At 59.7% G+C, this 16828-nt stretch carries 15 protein-coding genes; 10 read left to right on the top strand and 5 right to left on the bottom strand.

Going from position 1 to position 16828, the window contains the following annotated elements:
* Positions 1–240 precede the first annotated feature (240 nt).
* From FKV68_RS09130 to FKV68_RS09115, 4 genes are all read left to right on the top strand, one after another.
* Entirely contained in the window at positions 241–543 is a 303-nt protein-coding gene (locus FKV68_RS09130; protein ID WP_180941169.1) for an ArsR/SmtB family transcription factor, read from the top strand.
* 57 nt (positions 544–600) lie between these two features.
* The gene (locus tag FKV68_RS09125; RefSeq protein WP_180941168.1) at positions 601–1893 is read left to right on the top strand and encodes an MFS transporter; all 1293 of its coding nucleotides are present in this window, start codon (positions 601–603) and stop codon (positions 1891–1893) included.
* On the top strand, positions 1893–2966 hold the full coding sequence (locus tag FKV68_RS09120; RefSeq protein WP_425347573.1) for an NAD(P)H-dependent flavin oxidoreductase: 1074 nt from the start codon (positions 1893–1895) through the stop codon (positions 2964–2966). Before FKV68_RS09125 ends, FKV68_RS09120 begins: the two co-directional genes overlap by 1 nt.
* A gap of 549 nt (positions 2967–3515) precedes the next feature.
* Positions 3516–5357, top strand: a complete 1842-nt coding sequence (locus FKV68_RS09115) for an NACHT domain-containing protein (RefSeq protein ID WP_180941166.1) — start codon at positions 3516–3518, stop codon at positions 5355–5357.
* A gap of 66 nt (positions 5358–5423) precedes the next feature.
* Here FKV68_RS09115 and FKV68_RS09110 read toward each other — a convergent pair whose 3' ends face one another.
* On the bottom strand, positions 5424–6356 hold the full coding sequence (locus FKV68_RS09110; protein WP_209647186.1) for a PD-(D/E)XK nuclease domain-containing protein: 933 nt from the start codon (positions 6354–6356) through the stop codon (positions 5424–5426).
* Positions 6357–6924: 568 nt separating this feature from the next.
* On the opposite strand from FKV68_RS09110, the gene FKV68_RS09105 reads away from it, so the two are divergent.
* From FKV68_RS09105 to FKV68_RS09085, 5 genes are read left to right on the top strand one after another with little or no spacing between them, the layout of a single operon-like run.
* Positions 6925–8181: a c-type cytochrome gene (locus FKV68_RS09105; RefSeq protein WP_246452563.1), complete on the top strand. Its 1257-nt coding sequence runs from the start codon at positions 6925–6927 to the stop codon at positions 8179–8181.
* Positions 8174–8665 carry a (2Fe-2S)-binding protein gene (locus tag FKV68_RS09100; RefSeq protein ID WP_180941164.1) on the top strand — a complete coding sequence of 164 codons (492 nt, stop codon included), beginning with the start codon at positions 8174–8176 and terminating at the stop codon, positions 8663–8665. The genes FKV68_RS09105 and FKV68_RS09100 overlap by 8 nt, the downstream gene beginning before the upstream one ends.
* Before the next feature lie 49 nt (positions 8666–8714).
* Entirely contained in the window at positions 8715–10949 is a 2235-nt protein-coding gene (locus FKV68_RS09095; RefSeq protein WP_245181169.1) for a xanthine dehydrogenase family protein molybdopterin-binding subunit, read from the top strand.
* A gap of 36 nt (positions 10950–10985) precedes the next feature.
* Entirely contained in the window at positions 10986–11444 is a 459-nt protein-coding gene (locus FKV68_RS09090) for a DUF4126 domain-containing protein (protein WP_180941162.1), read from the top strand.
* Positions 11444–12799, top strand: a complete 1356-nt coding sequence (locus tag FKV68_RS09085) for an FAD-containing oxidoreductase (protein ID WP_180941161.1) — start codon at positions 11444–11446, stop codon at positions 12797–12799. The genes FKV68_RS09090 and FKV68_RS09085 overlap by 1 nt, the downstream gene beginning before the upstream one ends.
* A gap of 272 nt (positions 12800–13071) precedes the next feature.
* Here the strand turns inward: FKV68_RS09085 and FKV68_RS09080 are convergent, their stop codons facing one another.
* Positions 13072–13236, bottom strand: coding sequence for a hypothetical protein (locus FKV68_RS09080; RefSeq protein WP_180941160.1), 165 nt, complete (start codon positions 13234–13236; stop codon positions 13072–13074).
* A 287-nt stretch (positions 13237–13523) separates the two neighbouring features.
* On the opposite strand from FKV68_RS09080, the gene ligD reads away from it, so the two are divergent.
* Positions 13524–15380, top strand: coding sequence for a DNA ligase D (gene ligD / locus FKV68_RS09075; protein WP_245181168.1), 1857 nt, complete (start codon positions 13524–13526; stop codon positions 15378–15380).
* 175 nt (positions 15381–15555) lie between these two features.
* Here ligD and FKV68_RS09070 read toward each other — a convergent pair whose 3' ends face one another.
* Genes FKV68_RS09070 through FKV68_RS09060 form a run of 3 tightly spaced genes read right to left on the bottom strand, consistent with a single transcriptional unit; the run spans position 15556 to position 16736 of the window.
* On the bottom strand, positions 15556–15780 hold the full coding sequence (locus FKV68_RS09070; protein WP_180941158.1) for a hypothetical protein: 225 nt from the start codon (positions 15778–15780) through the stop codon (positions 15556–15558).
* The gene (gene xth / locus FKV68_RS09065; protein WP_180941157.1) at positions 15767–16576 is read right to left on the bottom strand and encodes an exodeoxyribonuclease III; all 810 of its coding nucleotides are present in this window, start codon (positions 16574–16576) and stop codon (positions 15767–15769) included. Before xth ends, FKV68_RS09070 begins: the two co-directional genes overlap by 14 nt.
* A 4-nt stretch (positions 16577–16580) precedes the next feature.
* Positions 16581–16736 (bottom strand): hypothetical protein, encoded by a 156-nt coding sequence (locus FKV68_RS09060; protein ID WP_180941595.1) that lies wholly within the window; start codon positions 16734–16736, stop codon positions 16581–16583.
* Between the last annotated feature and the right edge of the window lie 92 nt (positions 16737–16828).

The raw sequence follows: 16828 nt of genomic DNA, 5'->3' as shown, positions 1-16828 counted from the left end.
GCTCGCAATCGGCCGGCGAGAGTCACGTGCGACATTACCCGGCGTGCGCGCTGCGTCTTGTATCTGGAAACACGCATTTGAACCTCGCGTACCAGTCAGCATGCTCGGCTTCGCCAGCGGTTCCCGCGTTCAACGAACTCGCAATCTGTTCAAGACGCAGCGATCGCGCTCGAGCAAGTTTCGGCAAACAGCTCAATACACCGATCGACAACAATTAGTCGATATGCTAATCGTTAAATCATGGAAGACGATTTTGTAGATAAGGTCAGTGCGCTCGCGAACGGAAACCGCCTCCAGATTCTCGAATGGCTGAAAAATCCCTCCGCCTACTTTGGCCCGGAACATCCGGTGGATGAGGCCGAAGGCGTGTGCGGGTTGTACATTGCAGAGAAGCTGGGAGTTACTCCGGCGACTGCTTCCGTGCATCTCAAGATACTGACAGCGGCCGGCTTCGTCCAACCGCTGAGAATTGGCAAGTACACCTACTTCAAGCGCGTTGAGACCGCCTTTTCCGAGTTGGCCGACGCCATGAGGAGCATCTAGTCAAGTCTACAAACGTCGGGACCCTCGTGCTCGACTTGGCTCGTAAGGGGATAGAGCATGAGAGCAGCGTCATATACCGGGGTCGACAAAGGCGGGGCGGCACGATGGATGATCGTCGGGTTGGGATTCGCTACCCTGGCGTTCGCGTTCACTGTCCGCGGGTCGCTCTCGCTTGCAATGCCCTTCTGGCAGGCGGAGTTTGGATGGTCACGAGGCGCGATCTCCTCAATCGCGGCCTGCGCCATGATCGTGATGGCGCTTGTGGCCCCCTTTGCCGGAGGGGTTGCGGACAGGCAGGGTCCCCGCATGCTGTTGGCCGGCGGGCTGTTGGCGATCGCCATCGGGCTCGAATTGGTGATGGCCGCCTCTCCCGGTGCGTCAGGATGGCTTCTACCCCTCGGCTTCGCAGGCGTAGCCGCCGTCGGCTTTGGCGCGATCGCCCAGCACGTCGTCGCAGCCGCCATCGCACAGCGTTTTGACCGCAACCGCGGACTGGCGACGGGGATCGGGACGGCGGGATCGACGGGCGGGCAATTGCTGATGATGCCGCTTATCGCGGCAATGATGCAGGGCGGCGACTGGCGTTCGGCATTCCTGGTGCTGACCGTCGGCTGCATCCTGCTCATCCCTGTATCCCTACTGCTACTGGGAGGGTCGCCGGCTGAATCGAACTCGAAGCAGTACGACGTCGCGGAGGGAGCGCATTCCGACACCCTCGCGGCCAATCTGAAAACGCTACTTAGAAGCCCGGTTTTCCACGCCGTCTTCTGGAGCTACACGATTTGCGGCTTCACGACGAGTGGCGTGATCGAGACACATCTGATGCCCTACGCCGCATATTGCGGCTTCGGCCCCCTCCCTAGCGCTACCGCCTACGGGGTTCTCTCGGGCGTCAATCTCGGCGGGATGATCCTCGCCGGCTGGCTGGCTGACAGGACGCACCGGCCGCTGCTTCTGACCGTCATCTACACCGTTCGCGCCGCCAGCTTCATCTTGTTGATCTACATTGGCGATGACTACGCGGCGCTGTTGGTCTTCGCTGTGATCTTCGGTCTCTTTGATTACTCGACCGTTCCGATCACCGCCAGCTACATCGCGAGCCGGATGGGCGTGCGGATAGTGGGCCTGTCGATGGGGCTTTTGTCCGCGGGCCATGCTCTCGGTGGCGCAGCGGGGGCTTGGGCCGGCGGAATTCTCTTTGACGCCACGGGCAACTACATGATCGTGTGGCTCGCCTCGATGGTTGTCGCCGCGATCGCAGCAGCGCTCGTCGCGGGGTTGAAAGACGACCGAGCGATCAAGGGGTTTCGCCGCCCCGACCCGCACCTATCCGAAAGGACCTTTCCTTGATGCGCTGGAATGACAATCGCGTTCTCGAGCTGTTCAATATCGAACTACCGATCCTGCAGGCTCCCATGGCGGGAGCCTCAACTCCGGAGATGGCCGTTGCCGTTTCGGAAGCCGGCGGCCTCGGCTCGATCCCGAGCGCTCAGTATTCCGCCGAGCAACTTCTCGAGATCATGGCGTCCGTACGCGATCGAACCAGACGGCCGATCAATATCAACTTCTTCGCACATGCGATGCCCGACCCCGATCCGGCAGGCGACATGAGATGGCGCGCCAAGCTCGCGCCCTATTACGTCGAGGTGGGACTTGATCCGGCTTGCCCTCTACCCGTCACAGGGCGAAAGCCCTTCGACGAGACATCCTGCGAGGTCGTAGAAGCATATCGGCCAGAAGTGGTCAGCTTTCATTTTGGATTGCCGCCTGCCGACCTGCTGGACCGCGTGAAGGCCACGGGAGCGAAAATCGTGTCCTCCGCCACCACTGTCGCCGAGGCCGTTTGGCTGGAAGAACACGGTGTGGACGCTGTCATCGCCATGGGTTTCGAAGCCGGCGGGCATCGAGGCAATTTCCTCGACATGGACATGGCCACCCAGGTCGGCACGATGGCGCTCGTACCGCAGGTCGTGGATGCGGTACGTGTTCCGGTCATTGCCGCTGGCGGCATATCGGATGGCCGTGGCGTGGCCGCTGCACTGGTCCTTGGTGCCGCAGCGGTCCAATGCGGAACCGCCTACCTCTTCAGCCCGGAGGCGAAAATCCCGGCGGTGCATCGCGCCGCTCTGATGAACGCGCGGGATGACAATACGGCGATAACGAACGTGTTCACCGGCCGCCCCGCTCGCGGGGTGATGAACCGCGTGATGCGGGAGGTCGGGCCGTTGAGCGACTTGGCTCCGGCTTTCCCGACCGCTGGGTCGGCTCTGGCCCCGCTCCGGAGCAACCGGGAGCCGGCAGGCGTAGATGACTTTACGAACCTGTGGTCCGGACAGGCCGCTAAGCTGGCAGAGCGTCTCCCGGCGGGAGAACTTACGGTCTCGCTCGCAAGGGGAGCCCAACAGGCGCTCGAGAGGATTTGAGTTCCGGGCGGTGCAATAGACCTCGGATGACGTAGACGGAGTCGGAGGGGTGTCCGAAGCAGCGGAGCGCGAGAACAGGAGCCAGCGGCATTCGCTTCTGGGCGAGCGGCCCCCGCGGTTTCTAACCAACACGCTCACTGCCGTCCTCGCCTGCGGTAAACCGGGCCTGACAATGAACTGCTTCCGTCGAAGTACGTGGTACGAAGAGGGAGGTTGGCGCGATGGCGGCCGCTCGTTCCAGCTAGTCCGACCGTATGCAATGATCGGAAGCAGAAATTCGGACGGTGCTCGGGTTCGGCGGGCTCGCGTCAATGCTGACCTGGCCGCGCCAACAGGCTAGGCTGTACGACACGTCAGATTGAAGTTTACATCGACACGACGAGCGCCCGAATTCACAGCGGCACCTGAAATTTGAACTGCGGACCGGTGGCAGCAGAAGTAGAAAAATTTGTCCCGGGCGATGATCGTTTCACGCCTTCCAGACTTGATGTTGCTTAGCGCGGACGCATTCTAGTAAAAGTCGGGAGATGGTCGCGGGGGTGAATAAATATGTCCGAAATCGGATTGAACGTTAATGAGATTGTGGGTCATGCCGCAACTGACCTGATTGAGAATTTCTTCACCAGCGTAGGCACTGCGACCAAAGATCAGATCGCTCGGTATAAGATTCGCTTTGGCCGTGGGTTTTCCAGGTATCTGACCGAGGCGATGGAGCGCTACTCCAAATACAAAACATTGATCAATCGCTACGACCCGATCGATCTGAAGGAGAACTACGTCCCAGCATATATTAGCGAAGGTGGAGAAATCTTTCGGGATGAGGATTTCTTTAATAAAATCGTCTCACAGAAACGTCTTATCGTTGAAGGTACCGCTGGCCTGGGTAAAACATTGTTCGTTCGGTATATGTTCCGGCACGCGATATTATACGAAAAGAACTTTATACCGATTTTGTTCGAACTCCGGAATTTGCATCTGGACGACAGCGAGACACTGATTTCCAATCTCGTAAAGCAGGTCTCCACCTATGTGTCCGGCTTCAACGAAGAGCATTTCCGATTTGGGATGCAGGCTGGAAAGTTCATTGTCCTTCTCGATGGCATTGACGAAATTTCTCTCGACAACCGAACCAGGTATGCCGCCGAGATTCTCGATCTTGCCTACCGGTATACCGAAGCGCCGATACTGCTCTCGACGCGACCCGATGATTTCTACGCGCCGTGGGAAATTTTCCGGGTGGCAAAATTGCTGCCAATGACCCGGGACCAGACCACACTCATGCTGGCAAAATTGCAGTTCGAGCCAGACATCAAAACAAAGTTCATCTCCAATATTACCCAGAAGTATTTTGCCCAGCATTCGGAGTTTCTCTCTGTCCCGCTCCTCGCGACGCTGATGTTGCTCACCTACAGCGAGTTCTCCGCCGTGCCGAGTCGCATCCATGTGTTTTATGAACAGGCGTTCCAAACCCTTTTTCACAAACACGATTTCATTAAGGGGGCGTTCTCGAGAAAGATCGAATCGGGCTTGGACGTGGAACAGTTCCGTCGCGTGCTTGCCGCCTTCTGCTTCATTTCCTATCTGGAAGAGCGTTTCACCTTCCTTCAATATCAAGTTATCGAGAATATAAAGGCTGCTGTCAGACTGTGCGGCTTCGAGTGTGACAGCGAAGCCTTCCTCAAAGATTTGCTCGTCACCGTGTGCGTGCTTCAGAGAGACGGAAACTACATCACCTTCGTTCATCGGTCGTTCCAAGAGTACTTCACCGCGCTATTCGTCACTAGCATCCCCCCCGCTGACGTGTTCGAAGTCATCGAGGAACTGATGCACCGGGGCAGAACGGACGGCGTGGTACGCATGGCATTGCAATTGAACGAAGGGGCTATCGAGCAGGGTTGGCTTCTACCAAAGCTAAAGGCATTGGACGACGTGTTTCAGAAGGGCGACCTGTCGGACTTAGAGTTGGTCAGTCTCGCTTTAGGATCACCACGGTTTCAACAAGGCCTTGTGTTTGCTAATAAATCGAAATTCGATTGGAACACGCTTACGTTTGTCCACGGGGAATACTGCGGCTCAAAGCACGTCATAAACAACGATGATAAGTACTACGACGATACAGGGGAGATTTTGAAATATATCGACACACAACGGCACTTTGCTGAACGGGGTGTACAGTACAACAGGGCCGCTCTCGCTGCGCACAAAAGGGAACTAGCGGGAGAGCGCTTCAGCTTGTCCACGCTTCCCGTCGAACTAGCGAATCGATTGAGATGTGTCCGAGAGGCGGCCGCGGCCTTACGGGACCTCGTGCAGGTCCGCGAAGAATTGGCAGAGAAACAGGCGGAGAGAAGTCGCGGGCTTCAAAAACTTCTTTCCAAATACAAGCAGTAGGGAATGGTCGGACCTGCATTTTCGCTGACCGAGATCGACCAATCCGCCAGACCTCGCAAGCTCGGGCTAAATCGCTGGAGCGATCATCGTGTGATACTCAATGCCGTCTATCGTCCTCGACAAATCCTTGATCAGGCCATCAGGGTTGGTCAAGAAATGCTCGGGGTCATAAATGAAAAAGTACACCACCTTGCATTTTTGATGTGATTTATATCGGACCATATCGACGGCGACCTGGTCACCAACTTGCTTGTCCTTTAAAGACGGCCGAGTCTTCTTGACCTCGATTAAGATACTGTCCTCATTTAAGAGGAAGTCGATACGGGAAGCGCCGCCTGCGTACGATGGCGTATATTCTTCGGCTCGGACATCCGTAAAATGAAGCTTCAGAAGGGCGTGCAGTGCGTCTTGCACGTCGTACTCGTCCTCAATCGTTAGGGTCGTCCTTGAACTATACCTTTTTCCGAGCTGAACAATGAACCGATGGAAACCCAGAAATAGCTTATTTAGCTGGTCGTGGATCGACAGCTCTGGGGCTTTCGCCGCCGGAGCATAAAGTTGGAGTGTGTGTTCAAGCGCCTCGATGACCTCGCGCCTGATTCGGTCAATCTGCTTGAACGGCTCAGGAATGAAATCGTGGTCGTGCCAATCTGCTTTGGAGTGTTTCGTTTGGGCTCGGCCCTCTTCGATGAGCTGTTTAGATATCTCATCGAACTCTGGCTGGCGCTTCGTCAACATGGCAAGGAAATTTGTCAAAGCGTCCTTGCGGGCTTTCGGCGTAACGAAGCCTTTCGGCACCGAAAGATCGGCGAAGGTCTCTTCGAGAGCCCCGTGTATATCCTGCATCGTCTGAACGACACGATTGCTTCCTGCGAAGCGCGGATATCCCGAATTTCCCCCAACGCGATATTCCCGCATTGCCTCCCCGTATTCGGTCAGATGTGATTCCCGAAACTCTGCAAAATACTGAATCGCTTCACTTTCAAAGGAGGCGGTCATTGTTTTCCTCGCTGGCCGATCGCGTCGGAAGCTAAAGACTTACGTCGGGACGGCAACACCGAATCAGGTATTTAGCTTCGCATTTAAGGCGCGTTAGCATCGCCGCCTTTGTCGTGGAATGCACGACGTCGACCAATCGGATTTTTGCGTGGGAATAGTGACAAAAAACGAGTCAGTCGGAGATCATCGCTCTGATGCGGCAATCGTGAGTATTGGTTCATGGAAAAGCGGATCAGAGTCGAGCGCGGCAGCCGCGCAACCGCGCCACAAACCATTGCGCGTCTGCCGAAATCCGTCGTGGTGCGCCTGATATTGCCCGCAGTCGAACCGGACTTTCATCAGGTGGCCTCTCCGGCTTGTCGCCTCGAGCAATCGGCCACCGGACTGGCCCCCTCACGACATGATCACACCGGGTTGGTTGAGATACGCACGTGGGCGCTGTTAAACAGATGCCCACCGCGTTCAATAGCCAAAACCCCGCCTCACCTATCCTCGCCACAAAACCACGAGGCGGGATATGCGGGGAAGTCTTCGAAAACTTAGAAATGCGTTGGTCATTGTGGCCGCCGTGGGTGCAACCGCCGCGGCTGGGTTCGTCGTATATGGCTGGCGACCGGAAATAGCCGACGCCCCGTCTCCAGGGGGCACATTCACGCCGGAACTCGTCGCCCACGGAGAAGTTCTGGCGGGCGCGGGCTACTGCGGCGTCTGTCACACCTCCGATCCGGAGAAACCCTATGCGGGTGGTCGAGGCCTTGTAACGCAATTCGGAACAATTTACCCGACGAACATAACTCCTGACCCGACCACCGGCATCGGGTCATGGTCGCGATCCGCATTCGCGAGGGCTATGCGGGAAGGCGTATCGCGAGATGGATCGCACCTATTTCCGGCGTTTCCCTACGATCATTTCGCCCTTTTGAGCGACGACGACGTCGACGCTCTTTATGCCTACTTCATGACCCGCACTCCCGTGCGGCAGGCCAACCAAGCGAACACCCTTCCCTTTCCTCTGAACATCCGTTGCCTTCAGGCCGGATGGAAGCTGCTCTTTTTCCGCCCACCTGAACCGGAGAACGCGATTTCACAAACGGCGGAAGCCCGGGGGCGCTATCTGGTCGAAGGGATCGCGCATTGCGGGGCGTGCCACACCCCGAGGAACGCCCTTGGGGCCGAAATAGCCGATCGCTCGATGGACGGAGCAGACATCGACGGCTGGACCGCTCCCGGACTGAATGGGACCACTCCCTCCCCAGCCGGGTGGGGTGCCTCGGACTTCTACGACTATCTGAGAACCGGCTCGAGCCGCTTGCACGGTACCGCCGCGGGTCCGATGTCTCCAGTCGTTCACCAGGGGCTGGCGAAGCTGCCGGACGACGATATCCAGGCGATCTCGCAGTATCTGGTCACCCTCGGCGACGGCAGGACCGCCCAACAAGAGGCAGCCGAAACGAGATCGCTTGAGCAAGACGCCGCCAAAAGCGCCTCTCCGCTGGCGACATCAGGTGAACGTCTCTACGTCACGGCGTGCGCCACCTGCCACTTCAACGCCGGAGAAAAGGTCGCTGACGCTCGCCCAGAGCTCGGCCTGAATTCCGCGCTGTTCCTGGAAAAGCCCGACAACCTGCTCCACGCCGTCCTTGAGGGGGTGAGCGCCGAGGACGGGAAGCCTGGTGTCGTCATGCCAGCGTTCAGGACGATGACCGATCGAGACCTCGCCGAAATCGCCAAGTACCTGAGATCAACTCGAACAGACCTCCCTCCATGGACAAACCTCGAGGAAAGCGTCGCAAGAATCCGTAGCGCAGGAGCAGCCCATGAGTGACGGTCAGAAACCCATATCGTTTTCGGTCAACGGTAAACCCGTTTCGACGGAAGACGCGGGAGACACACCCCTACTCTGGTTCATTCGGGACAACGTCGGTCTCACGGGTACCAAGTTCGGATGCGGGATCGGCATGTGTGGCGCATGCACCGTTCACGTCGGCGGCCGGGCGCTCCGATCCTGCATCACGCCGATTTCGGCGGTGGACGGTGGCGAGGTGACTACGATCGAGGGCTTGTCGTCGAATGCCTCGCACCCCGTTCAGAAGGCGTGGAGCGAAGTGCAGGTTCCGCAATGCGGCTACTGTCAATCTGGGCAGATCATGCAGGCGGTCACGCTTCTTTCGGATTTCCCCGAACCAACAGACGAGATCATCGACTCAGTGATGGCGGGAAATCTGTGTCGCTGCATGACCTATCCGCGCATTCGCGCTGCGATCAAGCGCGCCGTTACGATCGCCCAGGAGATGCAGGCACATGGCTAGGCTCGGAGATGTTCGACCCCCTGCGGGGAATCTGACAAGGCGCAGATTCTTGATTGCCGCGTCGGGCACCCTGGCAGCATTCGGCTTCGCGACGTCCGCCATCGGTTCTATGGAACTGCCCTCGGGCGGCGAATTCGTGCCGGAGCAGACGTTCGAGCCGACCATCTGGTATTCCATTGACGGCAATGGCGTTGTGGAAGTGAACATCATCCGCGCGGAGATGGGACAGCATGTTGGAACGTCGCTTGCTCGCATTATAGCGGACGAACTCGAAGTCTCCTGGGATCAGGTCCGCATCACGCATGTCGACTCCGCCGCCAAATGGGGCCTCATGGTCACCGGCGGCAGCTGGTCGGTGTCCCAGACCTGGCCGGTCTTCAGCAAAGCGGGAGCTGCCGGACGGCAGGCGCTGCTCGAGCGCGGAGCGGAACTGCTCGGCGTTCCGGCAACAGAATGCCTTGCCCGAGCGGGCAAGGTCGTCAGTGGGAACCGGAACGTCGACTACGGCATGATCGTCAGAAGCGGGATCAGCAGAACGTTCACCTCAGAGGAGCTCGCGGCGATGCCGACGAAGCCGGTGGAAGACCGCCGGCTCATCGGCCGCCCCGTCGCTGCACTTGATGTTCCGCCGAAACTCGATGGCAGCGCGCGCTACGGCATAGATGCCCGCGTCGATGGCATGGTCTACGCCCGTCCGGTAATCCCGCCGACAAGGTACGGATCGAAGGTGGTGGCGGTCGATGAAAGCGACGCACGCAATGTGAAGGGATACATCCGTGCCGTGGTCCTGGACGATCCGTCGGAGACGGTACCCGGCTGGGTCATGGCGATCGGCGAAACCTATGTCGCCGCGATGCGCGCCGCAGATCAGTTGCGCGTGACTTGGAATGCTGGCCCAACCAGCAATGTGTCGGAGAAGGACCTCCAGGATCATGCCTTGGCGTTGATCGCCGAAGGCAAGGTCGGCTCGATCCTCGACACAGTGGACACGAACACCGAAGCGGTGTTCGGTACGACCGATCACAAGATGGAGCGGACGTATACCAATGCCACAGCTCTCCATTTCCAGCTGGAGCCGACGAACGCGTTGGCATTCGAGAAGGACGGCATCTTCGAAATTCACACGGGCAACCAGTGGCAGAGCCTGATTTTGCCGACGCTTGCGAAGGCGCTCGGTCGTCCCGAGGAGACGATCGTCCTCAAGACCTACATGCTGGGCGGCGGTTTCGGGCGTCGGCTCAATGGCGATTACGCGGTGCCGGCCGCGCTGACTGCGAAGGCGTTGAACACCCCTGTCAAGATGATCCTCACCAGAGAGGACGACTGCAGGTTTGACTCTGTGCGCTCGCCGGCCGTTCAGACCGTTCGAATGGCGTTCGACTCGAACAAGAAGGTGGTCGCTATGGAGCACGATGCAGCCGCCGGCTGGCCAACAGAAGTCCTCGCTCCATCCTTCATGCCGAAAGGTGCCAATGGTGTCCCGTACGATCCGTTCTCCATCAACGGTGCCGATCACTGGTATGAGGTCGGGGCGCAAAAGGTCAGGGCTATTTCGAACGACCTCGCCCGAGCGACGTTTCGTCCGGGTTGGCTTAGGTCCGTGGGCCCCGGATGGACGAACTGGGCACTCGAGAGCTTCATGGACGAGGCCGCACACGAGGTGGGAGCTGACCCGGTCGAATTCCGGCTTGGCCTGCTGAAAGGGACCGGCCGCAACGCCGGCTCTGCACCGAACAGCATCGGCGGCGCGCTCCGACAGGCACACGTGCTGAGGACTGCGGCCGAGCGCGCGGGGTGGGGCAATCCCCTTCCCGACGGACATGGACTTGGGGTCGCGACGAGCTTCGGTCAGGAACGCGAGATGCCGACGTGGGTTGCCTGCGTGGCCCATGTATCCGTCGATAGGGCGACCGGCAACGTGAAGGTCGAGCGACTGACATCGGTCATTGACGCGGGAACCATTGTCGATCCCGGGGGAGCGCTGGCGCAGGCTGAAGGAGCGACGCTCTGGGGCATGAGCCTGGCATTGTTCGAGGGCACCCGGTTCGAAAACGGCCAGGTGGCCGATCGGAACCTCGACACCTACACCCCTCTCAGGATCGCCGACACTCCGCACCTCGACATCAGTTTCGTGGACAGTCGCGAAGCTCCTACGGGGCTTGGCGAGCCCCCGACCACGGTAGTCGGCCCAGCCATCGCAAACGCCATCTTCGCCGCCTCGGGTGCGCGCCTGAGACACATCCCTATCACCGCCAACGCGGTGAAAGAAGCCATCCAGCCGTAAGCGCTGAGCGCCGAAACTTCGACAAAGGAAATCCTAATGCTTCTCATCCTCGCTCTTCTCATCGGGGTCATCGCGGGACTTCGCGCTATGACCGCACCTGCTGCGGTGGCCTGGGCCGCGTGGCTTGGATGGTTCGATGTGTCCTCATCGTCCTTGGCATTCATGGGCTATCGCTGGACCCCCTGGATATTCACCGTCGCCGCGATCGGGGAACTGATCAGCGACCAGCTTCCGACGACGCCGAGCCGCAAGGTGCCGGTACAGTTCGGCACGAGAATTGTTGTCGGAGCTTTGACGGGCGCAACCATCGGCGCATCCGGAGACGTTTTGGTCGGCGGTCTGATCGCAGGCGTGATCGGGGCGATCATCGGCACATACGGCGGCGCGGCAGCCCGTGGGAAGATGGCGGCGGCATTCGGCAAGGACAGGCCGGCCGCGTTTATCGAAGACGCCGTCGCAATTATCGGTGCGATCCTCGTTGTCGGAGCAGTCTGATGCGGCAGTACGACGCGATATTCATCGGCGCAGGTCAGGCTGGGCCGTTTCTCGCCGCCCGGATGGCGGAAAACGGCCTCAAGGTGGCATTGATAGAGCGGAAGTTCCTCGGTGGGACATGCGTCAACGCCGGCTGCATGCCGACAAAGACGTTAGTCGCAAGCGCTCGGGCAGCTCACGTCGCCCGGCGGGCTGCCGATTTTGGCGTGAGTGTCGGCAGAGAGGTGTCGGTGGATATGAGCGCCGTGCGAAAGCGCGCCCAAACCGTAACCATGGATGCCAGGAAGGGGCTCATCGAGTGGCTGGGTGGCCTCAACAACTTAACAATCATCTATGGCCATGCCCGGTTCATTGCCGCTGACACAGTGGTCGCGAACGGCTCAGAACTGACCGCACCTCGCATCTTCATAAACGTTGGCGCACGTCCGGTTATTCCGACTTTCCCAGGGATCGAGGATGTCGACTATCTGACGAGCGCCTCTATTCTCGAAATGGACACCCTACCCCGCCACTTGGCCGTGATCGGTGGGAGCTACATCGGTCTGGAGTTCGCTCAGATGTATCGGCGCTTCGGGTCCGAGGTCACCGTGCTCGAACGTGGCGCTCGGCTCGCGCCCCGCGAGGACGAAGACATCTCGAGCGCCATCCGGGACATCCTCGCCGGCGAAGGCATCGCCGTCCATACCGGCGTGAGCGAAATCTCGTTCTCGAGGAAGGGAGAGGATATTCTTCTGAATGCGGATGGCACGTCTCGTGACGTGAGCCATGTCCTCGTCGCCACTGGGCGGCGGCCCAACACCGACGATCTCGGTCTCGAAACGGCCGGTGTCGAAACAGACGCCCGCGGTTACATCCAAGTCAACGACCGTCTCGAAACCAACGTACCGGGCATCTGGGCACTCGGCGACTGCAATGGCCATGGGGCGTTCACGCACACGTCTTACAACGATTTCGAGATCGTTGCGGCGAACCTCCTGGACTCCGAGGACCGCAGGGTTTCGAGCAGGGTGGCCGCCTACGCGCTTTACATCGATCCGCCGCTTGGGCGTGTCGGGATGACCGAAAAGGAGGCCCGCGCGTCAGGCCGAAACGTAGTGGTGTCCACCCGTCCCATGTCCCGCGTTGGCCGCGCCAAGGAGCGCAGTGAAACTCTGGGATTCATGAAGGTTGTTGCGGATGCTGACACGAAGGAAATCCTGGGAGCGACAATCCTCGGCATTGAAGGCGATGAGGCAATCCACGGTTTTATCGACGCAATGACCGCCAGGACCACCTTCACGGACCTTCAATGGGCGGTACCGGTCCACCCGACCGTGTCGGAGCTGATCCCGACCCTGTTACGAGGTCTGTCTTAGAAGAATTCACTCTGCAACCAAGATGGGGCTGCAGGGTCGCTCTTCGGCTAGAGCGGCTGCGCTTACGGCAAACTTCAACACGTCCTGCAAGGCGTCCGACGGACCTCGGTTCGGGAGCAAGTGGCGAAACAAAAGACGAATTCAAGACCGTGCCGCGCCACGGCCACTCGGAATATTTCTACGCTTCCTTCCACAAGGCGGTGAGGAGGGCGAGGCTGACCGGTTAGGACGAGGAACATCCGCAGCTGGTACTACTGTGGAGAGACGATCTCTCACGGCAGGTTAGGAGGCGCGATGAACTGGTAATAAGCCCACACCAAGACCACTGCGACGATCGCTAAGAGCCAGATAAACGCCTTACGCTGGCTTGGACTGCCCCTCTTTGACGCTTGTTTTGGCTTCCGTCGTTCAAACTTAACAATGTTGTCGTCGCTCATATAGGCTCTCCGGTCGGCGATTGACCTCATAGCACATCAAAGCGACCACCGAACTAGCGGGGCTGGGAACGTTTCGGCATTGCTTAGAAGACTAACCGCAGCGACGACATCAGCAGCTCTCGGGAACGCGAGCACCGAATCGACAGTGGCGATGATCCTAGCCAAGCAAGGGCGGAAGTCGGGGGCGCGGAACCGCAAGTGAGCAGACCGCTGCCTACGTGAGGCGAGCCCAGGAACGAAATGCGGTTCCGCGGGGTTGAATCTTGGCCCGAAGATGGAGGCATGTCTTGAGGCGGCCTGCCAACCCCCTGCTTTCCCGTGAAGGCATCTCGAAGAGCGCTGAGGGGCGAAATGCCGCGGCGTCCTCTGTCGCCCGTCTTGCAAATCACGGCGCGACCAAATCCGCCTTTCCAAGCTTCATTGAACCCTGCCACCCGACGCTGAAGAAAAGGCCACCGGATGGTGGGGAGTGGCTCCACGAAATCAAGCTTGATGGCTACCGGGCGCAGCTGCACATCGAGCGCGGCAAGATCACGATCTACACGCGGACCGGGCTGGATTGGACGAAGGAATTCGAGTCAATCGCGGCGGCCGCGAAGGACCTAGTCGGACACCAGGCGGTGATGGATGGAGAGGTTACGGTCTTCGGCAAGACGGGGCTTCCCGATTTTCAAGCACTTCGGCGAGAGCTCGCGAAACGCTCGTCGCAACATCTTACGTTTCAAGCGTTTGACCTGCTCTACCTGGACGGCTACGACCTCCGACGGGTACCGCTGATCGAGCGCAAACGAGCGCTGCGCGAGCTACTCGAAGAGGGGGCCGGCACCATCGCCTATGTCGACTATCTCGAGCTTGATGAAGGAGAATCGATATATCGGCACGCCTGCGAGATGGGCCTGGAGGGGATTGTCTCGAAACGCAAGGACGCGCCATACCGATCCGGGCGGCAGGAAATCTGGACAAAGACCAAATGCAAGAAGCGCAAGGCCTTCCCGATCGTCGCCTTCGTCGAAAAGCTCGGCGCGCACCCGCGCAGGATTGCCTCGCTCTATCTCGGGCGCAGGGACGGCGATCGCATCGTGTATGCGGGCAAGGCCCAAACCGGGTATACCCTGGCGGCGGCGCGCGAGGTGCGGGAGCGGCTCGACCCCTTGATTATCGGCAAGAGCCCCCTCTCCCACCCGATCAACAAGCCCAAGGCGACCTGGGTGGAGCCGCAGGTTTACGCTGAGATCGACTATGGCGGGGTGACGGACGACGGCCTGCTGCGGGAGCCGGTGTTCAAAGGCTTGCGGGAAGGCTCGCGAGATGCCGCTAAACAGCGACCGGCCGCTGGTCCCGCCTCGGTCCGGGTGCCGCAGGAGAACATACTGCAGTTGCTGCCAGACGCCGTCGCGCCATCGAAGGAGGAGCTTGCGGACTACTGGACGCGCGTTGCCGATCGCGCCTTGCATTTCCTCGGCGGTCGCCCGTTGAAACTCGTAAGACACATCCGCGGCACCACCTTCTATCACAAGGGACCGCTGCCGCCGATCCCGCCAGAGGTCCACCAGCTTCGCATAGAGAAGCGCGAGGGCGGCGAAGGGGTCCGTCTGTGGGTCGACGATCTCGCTGGATTGCTGGGACTTGTCGAAATGGGCGCGGTGGAACTGCATCCCTGGGCGGCGACCGTGGACGATATCGAACACGCCGACGCGCTGATCTTCGATCTCGATCCCGGCGAAGGCGTGTCGTGGGCGTTCGTCGTCGAAACCGCGTTGCGGCTAAGGGGGTTCCTTGACACGGAGGGCTTCAAGACATGGCCAAAGCTCACCGGGGGCAAGGGCGTCCACATCATGGCCCCTCTGCCGGCAAAGATGTCGCATAACGCGGCGCGCGCCTATGCCAAACGCTTGGCGCAGCAGTTTGCCAGCACCGATCCCGACCACTACATCACGTCGGCACAGCTTTCGCAGCGACCCGGAAAGCTCTTTCTCGATTATCTGAGGAACGGCCGCGGTACTACAGCCATCGGTACCTACTCCCCGAGGGCGCGACCAGGGTATCCTGTCGCGGCTCCGGTTACCTGGCGCGAAATCGAGCGCGGAATAGGACCGGATGCGTACACGATCGAACGTCCACCAAAGCGCCGCAAAGTCCTTTAGTTGCGCAGTGAACTCCTCAAGAGTCATCAGGTATCATACGCTGGAGACGGATCGCCTGCGGAGGCGCAGCAGCCGGACAGCGGATAGCTTCGAAACTAGGGAGAATCGATCTCCCCGACCGAGCGTGATGGGCTAAGGCCACCGTCTTCCCTGCCGTGCCCTCCGCCGGTGCGGCTCAGCCTTTGTCGGCGGCAGGCCAATTGTTGGACGGTTCTTCGACGACCTGTTCGCTGACGTCGTCGGCGGGATCGGGGTCTCGTTCGTAGGCGAGCCGAAGGTTTCCAATCTCGTCAAGAACGGCGGCGTAGACATCCTCCTGGCGCGCGCCGGCAACGACGGCGGCATCGACCAGTTTTTCCAACCCGAGATGCAGGTCGGCGCGCCAGTCATTCATCGTCATTTGTCTTCCTCCGTCTCTTAGGTACATCTGAAAGCTCGATCCAAACCGGCGCGTGATCGCTTGTGCGCTCCCATCCCCGGACATGCTTGTCGACCACCGCAGCCGAAAGCCGTTTGGTGACATCCGGGCTGAGCAAGAAGTGATCTATGCGAAGGCCGGCGTCCCGCACGAACGCATTTCGGAAGTAGTCCCAAAAGGTGTAGACGCGTCCGCCGGGATGAAGCTGCCGGAGGGCATCCGTCCAGCCCTGTTCGAGCAGGCGGTGATAAGCGTCTCTGACCTCGACGCGGAACAGCGCGTCGTTCACCCAACGCTCCGGTTTGTAGACATCGAGTTCCGTCGGCATGACGTTGTAGTCGCCAGCGAGGATCACCGGCGCGCCGAGTTCCAGCAGCTCTGCCGCATAAGCCGTCAGCCTGCGGAACCATGCCAGCTTGTATTCGAACTTCGGTCCCGGATAGGGATTGCCGTTGGGCAGATAGAGGCAGCCGATCACCATGCCGTCGATCGCTGCCTCGATATAGCGGCTGTGGGTGTCGTCCGGATCACCAGGCAGGCCCTTGCGCGTCAGCGTCGGCTCCCTGTCTCTGGCGAGGATCGCCACCCCGTTCCAACTCTTCTGGCCGTGCCAAATCGCTCCGTATCCGGCAGCCTCGATGGCTTTCAGGGGGAACTTCGGGTCTGGTGCCTTCAGTTCCTGAAGGCAGACGACGTCGGGTGACGCCTCCTCCAGCCACCGCAGCAGGACATCCAGACGGCCATTCACCCCGTTGACGTTATAGGTGGCGATCTTCACGGACCTACTTCTTGCGGTCGCCCTTGTCGCCCTGGCCGGGCTTCGCATCGTGCTTCGCCTTCTGTTTCCTGTCCGACGACAGGGAACGGCCGACATCCACCGACTGTTTGAACTTCCCGCTTTCGTCGCGCCGCACGTAGCGCTTTGTCGGTCCCGGCATCGATGAGTTCGCGCTTCGACATCACTGCCTCCGTTCGTTAGGTCGCCCGACAGAACGCACGGAAAGCAGAAAAGTTACAAACCGCTGGTCGT

Source organism: Sinorhizobium mexicanum, from assembly GCF_013488225.1.
Taxonomy (GTDB): Bacteria; Pseudomonadota; Alphaproteobacteria; order Rhizobiales; family Rhizobiaceae; genus Sinorhizobium; species Sinorhizobium mexicanum.
The sequence above is the reverse complement of the archived record's forward strand: the minus strand, read 5'-3'. Positions and strand labels throughout refer to the sequence as shown.